Origin of the sequence: Candidatus Tumulicola sp. (assembly GCA_036490475.1) — a bacterium.
Classification (GTDB): domain Bacteria; phylum Vulcanimicrobiota; class Vulcanimicrobiia; order Vulcanimicrobiales; family Vulcanimicrobiaceae; genus Tumulicola.
This window is the reverse complement of sequence record DASXDT010000005.1, coordinates 320,107-334,772: the sequence shown is the minus strand read 5'-3', so window position 1 is coordinate 334,772 and position 14,666 is coordinate 320,107. Positions and strand designations below refer to the sequence as shown.

The 14,666-nt window shown below is 62.1% G+C and carries 10 protein-coding genes; 7 read left to right on the top strand and 3 right to left on the bottom strand.

From position 1 onward, the window contains the following. Positions 1 to 15: 15 nt before the first annotated feature. Both VGF98_05250 and VGF98_05245 read left to right on the top strand, forming a co-directional pair. The gene (locus tag VGF98_05250; GenBank protein HEY1681021.1) at positions 16 to 3,261 is read left to right on the top strand and encodes an efflux RND transporter permease subunit; all 3,246 of its coding nucleotides are present in this window, start codon (positions 16 to 18) and stop codon (positions 3,259 to 3,261) included. Then, positions 3,258 to 6,380 carry an efflux RND transporter permease subunit gene (locus VGF98_05245; protein ID HEY1681020.1) on the top strand — a complete coding sequence of 1,041 codons (3,123 nt, stop codon included), beginning with the start codon at positions 3,258 to 3,260 and terminating at the stop codon, positions 6,378 to 6,380. The genes VGF98_05250 and VGF98_05245 overlap by 4 nt, the downstream gene beginning before the upstream one ends. A gap of 12 nt (positions 6,381 to 6,392) precedes the next feature. Here the strand turns inward: VGF98_05245 and VGF98_05240 are convergent, their stop codons facing one another. Next, positions 6,393 to 6,794, bottom strand: coding sequence for an ATP-binding protein (locus VGF98_05240; GenBank protein ID HEY1681019.1), 402 nt, complete (start codon positions 6,792 to 6,794; stop codon positions 6,393 to 6,395). Between the two features lie 291 nt (positions 6,795 to 7,085). Between VGF98_05240 and VGF98_05235 the strand changes: the two genes are divergently transcribed. The 3 genes from VGF98_05235 to VGF98_05225 are packed head-to-tail and all read left to right on the top strand — an operon-like array spanning position 7,086 to position 10,047. Further along, a complete protein-coding gene (locus VGF98_05235; protein HEY1681018.1) occupies positions 7,086 to 8,420 on the top strand; it encodes a glycoside hydrolase family 125 protein in 1,335 nt (444 codons plus the stop codon). Further along, positions 8,413 to 9,582: an adenylosuccinate synthetase gene (locus VGF98_05230; protein HEY1681017.1), complete on the top strand. Its 1,170-nt coding sequence runs from the start codon at positions 8,413 to 8,415 to the stop codon at positions 9,580 to 9,582. Before VGF98_05235 ends, VGF98_05230 begins: the two co-directional genes overlap by 8 nt. 33 nt (positions 9,583 to 9,615) lie before the next feature. Continuing rightward, positions 9,616 to 10,047: a hypothetical protein gene (locus VGF98_05225; protein HEY1681016.1), complete on the top strand. Its 432-nt coding sequence runs from the start codon at positions 9,616 to 9,618 to the stop codon at positions 10,045 to 10,047. A gap of 255 nt (positions 10,048 to 10,302) precedes the next feature. On the opposite strand, the gene VGF98_05220 is transcribed toward VGF98_05225, so the two are convergent. Both VGF98_05220 and VGF98_05215 read right to left on the bottom strand, forming a co-directional pair. Then, positions 10,303 to 10,974 carry a DUF1345 domain-containing protein gene (locus tag VGF98_05220; GenBank protein HEY1681015.1) on the bottom strand — a complete coding sequence of 224 codons (672 nt, stop codon included), beginning with the start codon at positions 10,972 to 10,974 and terminating at the stop codon, positions 10,303 to 10,305. A 33-nt stretch (positions 10,975 to 11,007) separates the two neighbouring features. Continuing rightward, positions 11,008 to 12,063 (bottom strand): hypothetical protein, encoded by a 1,056-nt coding sequence (locus tag VGF98_05215; protein HEY1681014.1) that lies wholly within the window; start codon positions 12,061 to 12,063, stop codon positions 11,008 to 11,010. 98 nt (positions 12,064 to 12,161) lie between these two features. Between VGF98_05215 and VGF98_05210 the strand changes: the two genes are divergently transcribed. Next, positions 12,162 to 12,548 (top strand): BlaI/MecI/CopY family transcriptional regulator, encoded by a 387-nt coding sequence (locus VGF98_05210; protein ID HEY1681013.1) that lies wholly within the window; start codon positions 12,162 to 12,164, stop codon positions 12,546 to 12,548. After that, complete coding sequence (locus VGF98_05205; protein ID HEY1681012.1) at positions 12,545 to 14,635, top strand: pentapeptide repeat-containing protein; 2,091 nt, start codon at positions 12,545 to 12,547, stop codon at positions 14,633 to 14,635. Before VGF98_05210 ends, VGF98_05205 begins: the two co-directional genes overlap by 4 nt. The last annotated feature ends 31 nt before the right edge of the window (positions 14,636 to 14,666 follow it).

The window sequence follows — 14,666 nt, the reverse complement described above, 5'->3', positions numbered from 1 at the left end:
ACCGGAACCTCCGACATGTGGTTGACCCGGGTCTTCGTTAACCGGCCCACGCTGACGTTCGTCACGCTCGCCGCGATCGCGCTGGCGGGCATCGTTTCGTACGTCAATCTAGTCAACCAACAGTTTCCGAACATCGATTTTCCCACCATCCAAGTCCGCGCCAGCTATCCGGGCGGTTCGCCGAGCGAGATTCGCGATGCGATCGTCCGTCCGCTCGAGGACGCGATCGCGGGTGCGCCCGATTTGGATCACATCAACTCGACGATTCAGAACGGACAAGCATCGATCGCCGCCACGTTTACGCTGAGCTCCGACAAAACGACCGATCTCGTTGAGGTACAACGGCGAGTGCAATCGGCCGAAGGCAATTTACCCAGCGACTTGGTCACGCCCAGTATCGGCAGCTTCGATCCGGGCGAGCCGACGGTCGCGACGCTGGTCGTTACGTCGCGGGCCATGACGCCCGAAGCGCTATCGCTACTGGTCAACAATCAACTGGTTCCGGATCTCGAGCAAGTTCCGGGTATCGCGAACGTCAACGCCAGCGGCGCCCTCACGCCGGCGATCGAGGTGTATGTCAATCCGGCGCAGCTGAGTTCTTCAGGCGTTACGCTCGCCGACGTCGTCGGTGCGATTGGCAGCAACAACGTGCGGGCGCCGGGCGGCATCGTCTATTCACAGAATCGCGAGACGAGCGTCGACGTGCGTGGCGACGTGCAAGACGTTGCATCGGTCAGTAACCTGTTCTTGCAGCCGACCGCCGGCGGCACCGGCGGCGCGACGCTCAACTCCGGGTTGTCCGGCACCGCGGCAACTACCGTTACGCCGACGCAGACGTCGGGAACGCCGGTATCATCGTCGGCCGACGAGTTTAATTCGTTCAGCGTCGCGCCGCGCTACGTCAAGGTCGGCGACGTGGCCCACGTCTTCGACGGCGCCGAAGTGCAGCGCGTCTATTCCTACGTCGGCGGTTCGATGGCCATTTCGCTCGGCGCGCAGAAAACTACCGGTGCCAGCGAGGTTGCGGCGTCCAATGCGGTGCTGGCGGTGCTTCCGGCCCTGCGTGCCCGCTATCCGGGCATCGATCTCAAGGTACTAAACGTCCAAGCCCAATACACCAAGCAGCAGATCGACGCGGTGTGGCACACGCTGGCGGAGGGCATCGTGCTAACCGGCATCGTGATGATGCTGTTCTTGCATTCGTGGCGCAATTCAGTCGTCGTGCTGATCGCGATTCCGGCTTCGCTCTTGATCGCATTCACGATCATGAAGCTGGCTTCGTTCACGATCGACACCGTTTCGCTCTTGGCCATGACCTTGATCATCGGTATCTTGGTCGACGACTCGATCGTGGTCATCGAAAACATCGAGCGCCACTACGACAACGGGGAATCACCACGCGTTTCGGCGATTCTCGGACGCACCGAGATCGGTCCCGCCGCGATCGTGATCACGCTGGTCGACGTGGTCGTGTTTTTGCCGATCGCGTTCTTACCGGGCATCACTGGAAAGTTTCTGGCCGAGTTCGCCTTGGTGGTCGTCGCCGCTACGCTGACATCGTTGGCGGTATCGTTCACGATCACGCCGTCGCTCGCCGGCAACTGGGCGTTACATTCCAAGTGGCAGCCGTGGCCGTTCTTGGAGCGTTTCGCAAGCGGGTTCGAGCGCGTGCGTCGGTTCTATTCAACCCGCGTCGTCGACTGGGCGCTCGGTCATCGCTGGCTGGTGTTCGGCACGTGTGCCGCTACAGTCGTGCTGGCGGCCGCGCTGTTAGCGTTGGGGGCCGTCGGATTCGAGTTCATGCCGGCGGTCGACCGCGGAGAAGTGTTCGTGCAGGTTCGCTATCCGACCGGCTCGCCGTTGTCGATCACGAACGGCGCGATTCAAAAGCTCGCGGCGCAAATCGCCCGGCAATCCGACGTGCAAGCCGTCACCGGTACTGCCGGCGCCTCGCAACAATCGTTCGGCGGATCGTTGAACGTCGGGTCGACCGGCCAGCTGCACGTGTTTCTCAAACTGAACCGCAAACAGTCGACCGAATACTGGGCGCGGCGTTTTGGAACCATGGGAAGTAGTGTCGCACCGGGTGCCAACGTCGTAGCGATTCCGGCCACAGGTAGCGGCGGCGGCAATCAGCAGCCGATCGATTACCTCGTGACGTCGCTCGACGATAAGCCCGAAGCGTACGCCGGCAAAATTCTCGCACTACTGACCGCTACGCCGGGCACGACGCACGTGACGAGCTCGTATCAGCAGTTGTCGCCCCAGGTTGACGTCGAGTTCGACCGAGACCGCGCTCGCGTTCTCGACATCGATATCGCGACGGCCGCGAACGCGATCCGCTCGAGCTACGGCGGCGCGTTGGTCACCCAATTCGAGACCGCCAAGGGCATTCAGTACGTCCAAGTTACGTATCCGCGGTCGGCGCAAACCAGCGTGAACGACGTGCTCGCGATACCGATTCGCGCCCGTAATGGCAGTCTGCTGCGCGTCGGCGACGTCGCGCGCCTGGTGCAAGACCCGGTCGAGCCGATCGTCACTCGAACGAATCGCCAAACCGTCATTCACATCAGCGCGAACGTTTCGCCGGGATACGCCTTGTCGACGGTGCAGAGCGGGTTTCGCAAGCGCCTGGCCGCGGCCAATCTGCCCGACGACGTTTCGGTGATTCCGTCGGCTGGCGGCCAACAGGCCAATCTCGCGCAGACGCTCGCGGGGATGGGTGTCGCGTTGGCGCTCTCGCTGTTGCTCGTCTATCTGTTGATGCTGGCGCTCTACGATAGCTATCGAATTCCGTTCATCATCATGTTTACGGTCCCTGTGGCCGCCGTCGGTGCCATCGGCGCGCTGGCGTTGACGCGCCAAACGCTCAACCTCTTCTCGCTCATCGGAACGATCTTGCTGGTCGGACTCGTATCTAAGAACGGTATCTTATTAGTGGACTTTGCGAATAATCGCGTGCGGGCCGGTATGGATCGCGTTCGCGCCATCCGCGAGAGCGCGCACGAACGCTTCCGGCCGATCGTCATGACGACGGCCTCGATGGTGGCGGGCATGCTGCCGCTGGCGCTGGCACTCGAGCCGGGCAGCTCGCAACGCCAGGCGCTGGGCGTCGTCGTGATCGGCGGATTGTTGAGTTCCCTGCTACTGACGCTGGTGGTAGTTCCGGTTGCGTTCGTCTTACTCGCACCGAAATATCAATCGCGGCCGGGACCGATCGCACCGCCCCTCGACATCGTCGCAGAGGCGCCCGCTCGATGAAGCTTACCGATCTCTTTATCAAACGCCCGTCGCTGGTGACGGTGCTGCTGGCATTGATCTTATTGGGCGGAACGATCTCCGCCAACGTGCTGGTCAAGCAGCAGTTCCCCAACTACGACGTTCCGACGATTCAAATCGCGTTAACGTATCCGGGCGGATCGACCACCGAAATTCGCGACGCGATCGTCCGACCGATCGAAGACCAAATTGCGGGTGCTCCGGATCTCGACGCGATCGAAACGGCGATTCAGCCTGGGCAAGCCACGATCGTTGCTCGCTTTGCGCTGTCGTCGGACCAGAACTCCGATTTGGTGCAAGTGCAGGGTCGCGTACAAAATGCGCAGCGCCAACTTCCCAGCGATCTGGAGACGCCGCAGATCACCATTTACGATCCGAGCCAAGCCGTTGTCGTGTCGCTCACGGCCAAATCGTCGACCTTGGGCGCGGGCCAGTTGTCGGCACTGGTGACCAATAAGGTCGTGCCGGCGATCGAGCAAGTACCGGGCATTTCGTTCGTCGAGGTGAACGGCGCCGTGACGCCGTCGCTCCAAGTTGAAGTGGACCCGCGCGCGCTGAGTTCGTCGGGCTTTACATTGACCGACATCGTGAACGCGATATCGACAAACAACGTGCGCGCTCCGGGTGGCATCGCCTACGAACCCAATCGCGAAACCTCGATCGATATTCGCGGCGACGTACAAACCCCGCCGACGGTGGCCGATCTTCTCCTCGGGACGAGCGGGTCGGCGTCGGGCGACACCACCAGCGCATACGGAACCACGGCCCGGCTGATGAAAATCGGCGACGTCGCTTCGGTGCTCGACACGTACGAACCGCAGCGCGTCTTCGGCTACGACCACGGCACGCCGGCCATCGCACTCGACGTGCAGAAGGCCGCCAATACCAGCGAGGTGGCGGCATCGCAAGCCGTATTGGACGAGCTTCCTAAACTCACGCGGCAGTTTCCCGATATACACTTTACCGTGCAGAACGTGCAGGCCACCTACACCAAAGAGCAGTTGAGCAGCGTCTTGCGTACGCTGGCCGAGGCGATCGTCGTTACGGGCATCGTGATGCTGTTTTTCCTTCGTTCGTGGCGGAGTGCGATCGTCGTGATGATCGCCATTCCGGCGTCGCTGCTGGTGACCCTCGGTGCGATGCGGCTGCTGGGCTTCACCCTCGACACCGTTTCGCTGCTGGCAATGACGCTCATCATCGGCATTTTAGTCGACGACTCGATCGTCGTGCTGGAGAACATCGAACGTCACGCGGCAGCGGGCGAGGCGCCCTTCGATGCCGCCTATCGCGGCCGTTCCGAAATCGGAACCGCGGCCTTGGTGATCACGTTGGTCGACGTCGTCGTGTTCCTCCCGATTTCGTTCTTGCCGGGAGCCGTCGGGTTGTTCTTGCGCGAATTCGGATTGGTGGTGGCGGTGGCCACGCTCACATCGCTATTCATTTCGTTTACGATCACACCGTCGTTGGCGGCGCACTGGTCGCTGGTTTCGCGCTGGAAACCGTGGAAACCGATCGATGCGTTCACCGACTGGTTCGACCGCACGCGCTTGTGGTACGTCGATCGCGCGCTGATGTGGGGGTTAGGAAGCGCGCGCACCGTCGTGCTAATTTCGTTCGGCTCGTTAGCACTCATCTTGCTGGTGTTGCCGCTGGGTATCGTCGGATTCGAGTACATTCCCAGCGTCGATCGCGGCGAGCTGTTCCTGACGCTCAACTATCCGACGGGAACGCCGCTCGAAACGACGCGTAAGGGGATTCTCGCGGCGGAGCGGGTCATCGACGGCGCACCCGGCGTTCTCGCCGAGACCGCGCTGGCCGGCGCGTATCAGGGCAACCTTCCCGGCTACGTCAATAACGGCGCGATCGGACAACTGCACGTCTTCTTGGATCCCAAGCGGTGGCGCAACACGTCCGACTTCGGCACGCGCGTGCTCGACGACGTGCGTCGCGCAGCGCCGGGCGCTTCGGTGGTGGCGGTGCCGGCGACGAGCACGATGGGAGGCATCCAGCAGCCGATCGATGAGGTCGTCAGCGCTCCGGGCGGCGATCCGACCGAAGCTGCCGGCAAAGTATACTCTGCGATGACCAAGACGGCGGGAGCGGTCGACGCCACGACGTCCGACAACCCGGCATCGCCCCAAGTCGAAGTCGCATTCGACCGCGATCGAGCGCGCGCGCTCGGCGTGGAAGTCGGGACGGCAGCATCCGCTATTCGAGCGGCGTTCGGCGGAACGCTGGCAACGCAATTTCCGACGTCCGACGGTCTCAAAGACGTGCAGGTCATCTATCCGCAATCGGATCAGACCAACCTGACTGCGATCGCAGCTATTCCGGTGCGGTCGAGCGCAGGCGCGATCGTCAACGTCGGCGACGTCACGCGCATCGAAAGCGAACCGGCTCCGCCCTTGATCACACGCATCAACCGGCAATCGGTCGTGTACGTCGGAGCGAACATCGCTCCGGGTCGCGAGCTGTCGAACGTGCAAGGCGATTTCAATAAGCGTCTCGCCGGCCTCAAGCTGGGCCCCGGAATCATCGTCGCGCCCGTCAGTGGCGGCAATCAAGAGTTCGTCAACGACACGGTGATCGGGATGTCGATCTCGCTGGCATTGTCGGTCCTGTTGGTGTACCTGTTGATGGTTGCGCTATATAACGGCTACCGAACGCCGCTGGTCGTTATGTTTAGCGTGCCGGTTGCCGTGGTCGGTGCGTTGGGTGCGCTCGCGATCACGCATCAAACGTTGAACCTGTTCTCGTTCATCGGCTCGGTATTGCTGGTGGGTTTGGTTAGCAAGAACGGCATTTTGTTGGTCGATTTCGCCAACCGCCTGCGCATCACGCAAACGAACGCGCGCGCGGCAATGATCGAGGCCGCGTACGAGCGATTCCGTCCGATCGTCATGACGACGGTCGCGATGATCGCCGGCATGCTGCCGCTCGCATTGGCGCTCGAACCCGGTGCCGAAGCGCAACGCTCGTTGGGAACGGTCGTCATCGGCGGCCTGACCAGCTCGCTAGTGCTAACGCTGCTGCTCGTGCCGGTCGTGTATTTGCGGTTAGCGCCGTCGCGCGCCGAAATCGAACAAGAAGAGCCGGTGTAAACGGAGCGCGGTTTAGGCTGCCGGCACCTTACGGGCTAAGGTGGCTCGAACGGTCGTGCCGGGCCGCGCGTCATCCAACTGCACCGCGGCGGCGAATTGTGCCACGAGAAACAGACCGCGGCCGCCTTCACTCAAGACGTTACGCGGCAACGTGGGCGAAAAGCGAAAACCCATGCCACGGTCGGTTACCTTCAGAACGATCTCTTGATTGTCGCATTCGAGAACGATTTCGATCGGACCGGGGGAATGCGTTACGACGTTTCCGACCAGCTCGCTGAAAACGACCGATGCCGCGTATTCGTCCACCGACCAGCCTTGATGGCTGCGAAGCATGCCGACGAATTGGGTGCGGTGCGCGATGGCGATTATCGCTTCATCGGCTGTAAATCGCCAAAGCACCCCAACCCGACACATGTCTTTAGATTCCCAGGTTGTCCACAGCCAAACCTAGCGGCACAAGCGGCCGGTTTGGCGCTCGCAGGCTAAGAGAGTCCGGCGAAGCCGGTCGCGAACGGCGGGCGGCCCTGCGCGACCCGCCGCAAATAGGACAATTTTCCCATGGCGTAAGCCCTCGCGTAGCGCGTCGAGATCGGTTAGAAGCCATCCGCGGCAAAGCCACCACGGTGGACGTCGCTGGTGAAGCCTTACCGGCTTTTAAGAGGCCGGGGCGGGACGCTCGCCGCGATTCGTCGTAGACTAACGCCCGTGCCTACGTCACGGGGGCCGACGCCGAAGTATCACGGTTGGCTCGCTGCGCTTTTAGCGTTCGTCGTATTTGTATTGCCGTTGCGCGTTCCGGCGCTGGAGCTGCACTCCATCGAGCAAGCCGCAGCCGACTATCGCAACGCCAACGAACACCTGCAAGAAATGTTCCGTGCGGCGCTGCTCGACACGAGCAAATTGGCCGAATATGCCTCCGATGGCACCGCCTACGTGAAGACGGGCGATATCCCGGCGGAATGGCTGCGCGACGCCAGCGCACAATCGCGGCCCTATCTGTTTTTCGCGAAGAACGATCCCGACGTGCGCAAGTTGATGGTCGCGATCATGGCGCGTATGGTCCGTTACGTGCACACCGATCCGTACGCCAACGCCTATACGCTGGACTACCGCGTGTGGGAGCAAAAGTTCGAGCTCGACTCGCTGGCATATCCGACGGCACTGGCGTGGAGCTACTGGAAGACCACCGGCGACACGTCGATGTTCACGCCGGAATTTTCGACGATGCTGGACGACGTGCTGGCGACCATGCAGCGCGAGCAAGACCACCCGCGGAACTCCCGCTACACGCATAAAGAGCTGCCGAACAACGGCACCGGGCGACCGGTCGGATACACCGGTATGATTTGGACGGGCTTCCGGCCGTCGGACGACGCGTGCTACTACAACTTCTTAATTCCATCGGAAATGTTCGCCGTGGTCGCGTTGGGCGACATGGCGGAAATCGAACGCGACGTGTACCACAACATCGTCAAAGCGCGCGAAGCCAAGGCGCTACGTGACGAAGTGCAGCGCGGCATTCAAACCTACGGGTTAGTGCTGGTACCGAAATACGGCTACATTTACGCCTACGAGGTGGATGGACTCGGGCACGCGATCCTCACCGACGACGCCAATATCCCTTCGCTGCTGTCGGCTCCGTACATCGGCTACACGACGTCCAGCGATCGCTACTATCAAAACACGCGGCGCTTTTTGCTATCGCAGGATAATCCGTCGTTCTATCAGGGTCAGAAGGCGCGCGGGATCGGCAGCTATCACACGCCGGATCACTGGGTGTGGCCGCTCGCACTGATCGTGCAAGGCATCACCGCTACGACGCCGACGGAAAAGCAAGACGTACTGACGCAGTTGTTAGCTAGCGATCCGGGCGACCACTTATTGCATGAATCGTTCAATCCCGATAATCCCAATCAGTTTACCCGTCAAGACTTCGGATGGCCGAACGCCTTGTTCTCGGAATTCGTCATGACGCAGTTTCAAGGCGCTTCGGAAATTCCGATGGGCGACACCAGCGACTTGGAGTTCCGGACTGAGTAACTCCAGGCGCACGGTCGATATCATCGTCGGCATCCAATGGGGCGACGAGGGTAAGGGACGCATCGTGGATCTCTTCGCGCAAGAGTATGACGTCATCGCGCGGTTCGGTGGTGGCGACAACGCCGGCCACTCGATCGTGGTGGGCGCGACCGAGCTCGCATTGCGCATCGTTCCGTCGGGAGCGCTGGTGCCCCACGCGCAACTATTCGTCGGCAGCGGTACGGTGGTCAATCCGGTCACGTTAGTGCAAGAACTCGACCGTTTGACCGATCTGGGCGTGGACGTTTCGCGCGTCAAGATTTCGGATCGCGCGCACGTCGTGCTGGAGCGGCACGCGTTAGCCGATCGCGCTGCCGAGGAGGCGCGCGGCGCCAATGCAATCGGCACGACCGGCCGCGGAATCGGTCCGGCGTACGTCGATAAAGTCGCGCGCACCGGAACGCTGATGCGCGATTTTGTCACCGGATCGGAGGCGCCGGCTCGACGATTGGCGCCCCACGTGGTCGACGGCGTCGCGTACATGCGCGAATGCCTCGACTCGGGTAAACGCGTCTTGGCCGAGGGAGCGCAAGGAACGCTGCTGGACGTAAGTTACGGCACCTACCCGTACGTGACGAGTTCGCATACCGTCGCGGGCGCGGCATGCGTCGGTTTGGGCATCGGACCGACATCGATCGGTCGCGTCATCGGCGTTGCGAAAGCGTATTGCACGCGCGTCGGCGCCGGACCGTTTCCCACCGAGCTGCACGACGAACGCGGCGAGCGGCTGCGGCGGCAGGGTGGGGAGTTCGGGACGGTGACCGGACGTCCGCGACGTTGCGGATGGTTCGACGCGGTCGCCGGCGCATACGCCGCCGGCGTGAACGGATTGACCGAGGCCGTGATCACCAAGCTCGATGTATTGAGCGGATTCGAGCGCTTGTCGTTTGCAACGCGATATTCGATCGACGGTGCGTCCGCCGGTTTTGGCGATGCGTCCGACCAGCGTTTGAGCGTCGAATATGACGACGTGCCGGGTTGGAGCGAATCGATCGAGGAGTGTCGATCCATTTCGGATATGCCGCACGCCGCTCGCGCGTATGTGGATCGCATACAGCGCGCCCTCGACGTGCCGGTCGCATTGGTTTCGGTCGGGCGGGAGCGCTCACAACTCGCTCGCTAATCGCTAGCCATCGAGCGCGCGGGATAGATGTGCGTGAGCCTTCGGCGCGGCGTGTTTTCGTTGCACCCACTGCTCGAAGAACGCGGCCGGATCGAAGAGGCACGTTTCTGCGAGTGGATCGAGATCGAAACCGAATGGAACGGAATGCTCGAATCGATTCGGCTGCTCGAACGTGCTGCGGTTGCTTCGCATGTAGCGGGCGATCGCGAACCGGCGGCGCGAGCCGCCGCGACCGAGTGGAACCGGTCGCGCGCCGCGTTCAGCCTTCGTTTCGCCTCCGAGCGGCTACGCAAATGTACCGAGCGCCGCAATGCCGCTTTTTCGGCGTTATGCGCGGCACGGCTCGACCGTCGCGTCATCGAAAAACTCGAAGAGCGTTGGCAGGCGGTGTGGCGCCGCCGTCGCGCGCTCAACGAAGCCGCCGCTCTGGAAGATGCCGCGATGCTCGCACGCGCGACACAATAACGGGCACTCCTAGACGGTGCGGGTGCGATGACGCAGACGTTTTGGATGCGATACGCAATCGCCGTTACAACGGTTTGCGCGGCGCTCTGGCTGTTGTCACGGTTGGCCTCCGTCCTTCGGAGGCGAAAGCGGGCCGGGGATGGAGCCGGTTTGTCCGTGTTGGCCTCGATCGCACTCGCTCCGAACGTTTCGGTACATATCGTGCGAGCCGCCGAGTGCGAATTTTTGATTGCCGCCGGCGGTACGCCGGTCTTGCTAGTGCAGCAGGCCCGAAACGAGGTTGACGACCAACGCCAGAATCGCCGTGCTGTAACCGAAGGAGACTAAGCCGTGCGCTAAGACCAGGCGCCGAATGTTGCGGCTGGTGATCTGCACGTCGGACACCTGAAACGTCATTCCGATCACGAATGCGAAATACGCGAAGTCCAGGTCGTTGGGTGGTTCGTCGCCCGGAAATGTCAGGCCGCGATCGCTGCCCGGCTCGCGATCGCGGTCGCGATAGTACAAGTGCGCGTAACGGAAGAGGAACGTCATGTGGATCAAAAACCACCCGGCAATTACCGCACCGAATCCCAACGCGTCGATCAGGGCGTCGTGGCCCGGCGGTTCGCCGCTCGGACCGCGGGCGAGAATGCTCAATGCCGAAACGAAACCGAACAGGACGCCGATGAAGACGATAAGCGCGGCGACGTTGCGCCCCGGATCGTCGGCAGCGGCGTGCCGTTTGGTTTCGTCCGCATCGGCGTGCCAGATCTTCCAGCAATAGGTGCACAGCATGCCTACGGCGGCGGCATCGTACACCGCAACGATTCGCACCCAGCTGCGCAGCCAATGCGGGCCGAATAACGCCAGGAGCGTTCCCAGCACGATCGCGATGACGATCGCGACCGCGACCGGCCGTAAGGCTCGGCTACTGAAGGCGATCATGCAGCCCGCCTTCGCCGTGCGCCTGGAAGTTCTTTAGAAGTACTTGAACTGGCCGAGTTTATCGGCAGCCGTTTCGACGAAATAGACCTGCGAGTCGGGACCGAGCGTCACCGCCCCTGGCTGCGCGTTCTGCGTCGGAACCTTGAAGAGGCGCACGGCCTGGCTCTTGTATTTGAACTGTCCCATCGCGTTGGCTCCGGGATCGCTGAAATAGAAGTTGCCGTCGATGCCCTGGATGATTCCGTCGGGCGAGATTGCCGGCGTCATCGGATATTCATTGGTGACTTGGCCCGTCACGGCGATGCGACCGAGCTTATCGGCTTTTTGCTCGGTAAACCACAACGCATTATCGGTTCCCGACGTGATGCCGGCAGGCGACGCGTTAGGGGTGGGAATCTTGATCTCGGCCAGCGACGCGCACGGATCGGTCACGCTGACGCGTCCGATGCTGTTGGTGCCGGGCTCGGTAAACCAAATGCCGCCATCGGGGCCGCTGGTGACGCTCAACGGTTGTGCGTTGGCCTGCAGCTTGCACGAAGTCGCGACACCTTTTTGCGTAACGCGCCAGATGAGGTCGGCGCCCGGATCGGTCACCCACATGTTGCCGTCGGACCCGAGCGTGATACCGACGGGTTGGGCGGCGGCATTCGGCAGCTGGAAATCGACGAAGGTCGGCCCGGTTAGCTGGATCTGCCCAACTTTGCCGACGCTCTTTTCGGTAAACCAAACGAGGCCGTTCGGACCGGACGCCATGCCGACGGGACCGGCTTTGGCGGTCGGCGTGACCGCTTCGCTAAACTTAGCGTTTTCATTGAGCTGGCCGATTTTGCTGGAGCGCGCTTCGCTGAACCAAATGTTCAAGTCCGAGCCGAGCGCGATGCCCATTGGCTGACTCGATGCCGTCGGAATAGCGTATTCGCTCGTGACTTGCGGCGTAAACGCCGGGCCCGGCGTCGCGGTACCGCTGGTCAGCGGCGTCCCTTTTCCACAAGCGGCGAGCAGTGCGGCAGCAATAACCGCGCCTAGGGCCAAGCGCACAGAAACCGTCGTCATCATGAGCGTTTCCTTATTGGCACACGGTCGCGGCATTCCCGCGCGCGGCTACTCCTAAGAAATTAGTTGACATCTGTTTCTAACCGTCGTAGAGTGTAACTAAATCTTTAAGAGTACCCGTTGAAGGAGGCTACATGGCGCGCTCGCGCTCGAAGACGTTGACCGAGGCGGAGCTTCGGTTAATGGAGGTGCTGTGGGTTCTGGGGACGGCGACCGTCGCCGAAGTGGTGTCGTCGCTTCCCCCGCCCCCAATCGCCTACAACAGCGTTCTGACGACCATGCGCATCCTGGAGCAGAAAGGGTTCGTCGCTCATGAAGAAGCTGGGCGAGCATTCGTGTACCATCCACTGGTCGCGCGAGACGCCGCCGCTCAAACTGCCGTCGGACATTTGGTTTCACGATTCTTTGAGAACAGTTCGGGCTCGCTCGCGTTACGCTTGATCGAGTCGGAACGACCGTCCGACGACGAGCTGTCCCGTCTCCGAACGCTCATCGAGCGATACGAGGAACGTTCTCAATGAACGCATCGCACGTTCTCGGCAACGTTGCCGCAACCGTCACCGCGGTGGGACTCAACTCGTTGTGGGAAGACGCACTCGTGGTTGCGTGCGTTTGGATGTTCCTACGTACGTGGCCGCGCGTCAACGCGGCGACGCGATACGTGATCTGGAGCATAGCGCTCGTTGCGGCCGTGGTTGTGCCGGTCGCAACGACGCTGCCGTTCCTCTCGATGTCGCCGCCGGCAGCGGCGACCGCTGCGGTGAAGGCGTCCATCGTACCTGCGATGCATGCCTTCCCCGCTACTGCGGCTCCGGTTCGCGCTCGCCAGGTGGCTTCGCGCACCGGCACACCGCACCACGATGCCGCCGCAACGCACAACGAGATCGTCGCCCCGGCCGTCGTTCCGCGCTTGCATCTGCAGCTGCCGCTGGTCGTCGCGGTCGTGCTCGCATCGTTGTGGGCGCTCGTGACGTTCGCCGGCGCGGTTCGCTTCGGCGTCGGATTGATGCGGCTCGAACGGCTCAAACGCGATGCACTTCCGTTGCCGGTCGAGTATCGCGACTGCATGGTGCGCTGGAACGCCGCCACCAAGGGCGTGCGCGACGTGCGCTTATGCATCAGCGATCAAATCGATGTGCCGGTCGCGGTCGGTCTGTTCGATTCGATGATTTTGATTCCGCGCGAACTGCTCGAACGGTTATCGGCCGATGAAATCGACCAAATCGCGTTACACGAGTTGGCGCATCTGCGTCGCGCCGACGATTGGACGAACGGTCTGACGCGCATTCTGCTAGCGGCTTTCGGCTGGAATCCGGCCGTGCGCTTCGCCGCCGCGCAGCTCGATCTCGAACGTGAAGTTGCGTGCGACGACTACGTGCTGGATGCGAGCGGCGTCGTTCGGCCCTACGCGATGTGCTTGGCGAAAATGGCCGAATCTTCGTCGTGGCCGCGCGGCCCGATCGCCGCACCGGCCGTGTTTGCAACGCGCAAACATCTCTCGCTGCGCATCGAACGTCTCTTGTTCGCGGGCCGCGCCACCGGCACGAACCCGTCGTTCGGCATCGCGGCGTTCGCCGTCGCCGGCGTCGTACTGCTGGGCTGCGCGATCGGCTCGGTCGCTCCGTCGGTTGCAGCGACGGTACAGCCGGCCGCACTACCTCCGATCGTGGCGGATCGGGTTCAAACCGTTCGCGACGTAGTCCGGTACGTGGACATTCCGCGCACCGCCGTTGCTGCGGCAACCGCAGTGCCGTCATCGCACCCTGCCGCAACGACGGTTTCCATCAAGACGACGCACGCATCCGCGACGGCGCACCCGGCGTCGACGGCGCATCCGGTCGCGACGGCGCATGCGCTCGCGTCGATGTCACCGTTCGGGACGAAGAGCCTGCGAGTAACGGTTTCGCCGAAACCTCTCGCGAGCGGCGCGATCGCGGTGCACATCCCGGCCATCGACATGCCCTCGATTCACTTGGCACCGATCGACGTCACGATTCCGAAGATCGGCCTCGTTAACGACGGAAAAGCGTGTACTGGATGCGATTACACCGGCGTCGACTGGCGCGGACGGGACGTTCGCGGTGTGTCGTATACCGGCGTCGATCTGACTCGTGCGAATCTCGACAACACCGATTTCTCCGGCAGCACGTTCCTAGGCGTCGACTTTACGCACGCTCGGTTGCGTAACGCATCGTTCCGTAACGCCCGTCTTTCCGGATGCGATTTCACCGGCGCCGATTTGTCGGGGGCCGACTTCACCGGCGCGCGCGTCACCGGATGTCAGTTCAACCATGCACAACTGACCTCGGCGCGCATCCGCAGTATCGTAACTGGTTGCAGCGGCTGCGACTTCTCGGGAGCAAATCTCGGCGGCGTCGACCTTTCGAACGTTCGCGGCGCCAATATCGATTTTGCCGGCGCGGATCTCTCGCATGCCAATCTGCTGGGAGGCTCGTTTACTAACGTCGATTTCGCCGGGGCACACATGAGCGGCGCTACCCTCGAGGGTGCAGTGTTCACCAACTGCGATCTCAGTGGGACGAATCTAACGCGTGCCGACCTGGCTCGCGCCAAACTCATCGATACCGACTATCCAGACGATCGGTAACCACGCATGAATCTCTCCAGCCGCTAACCCC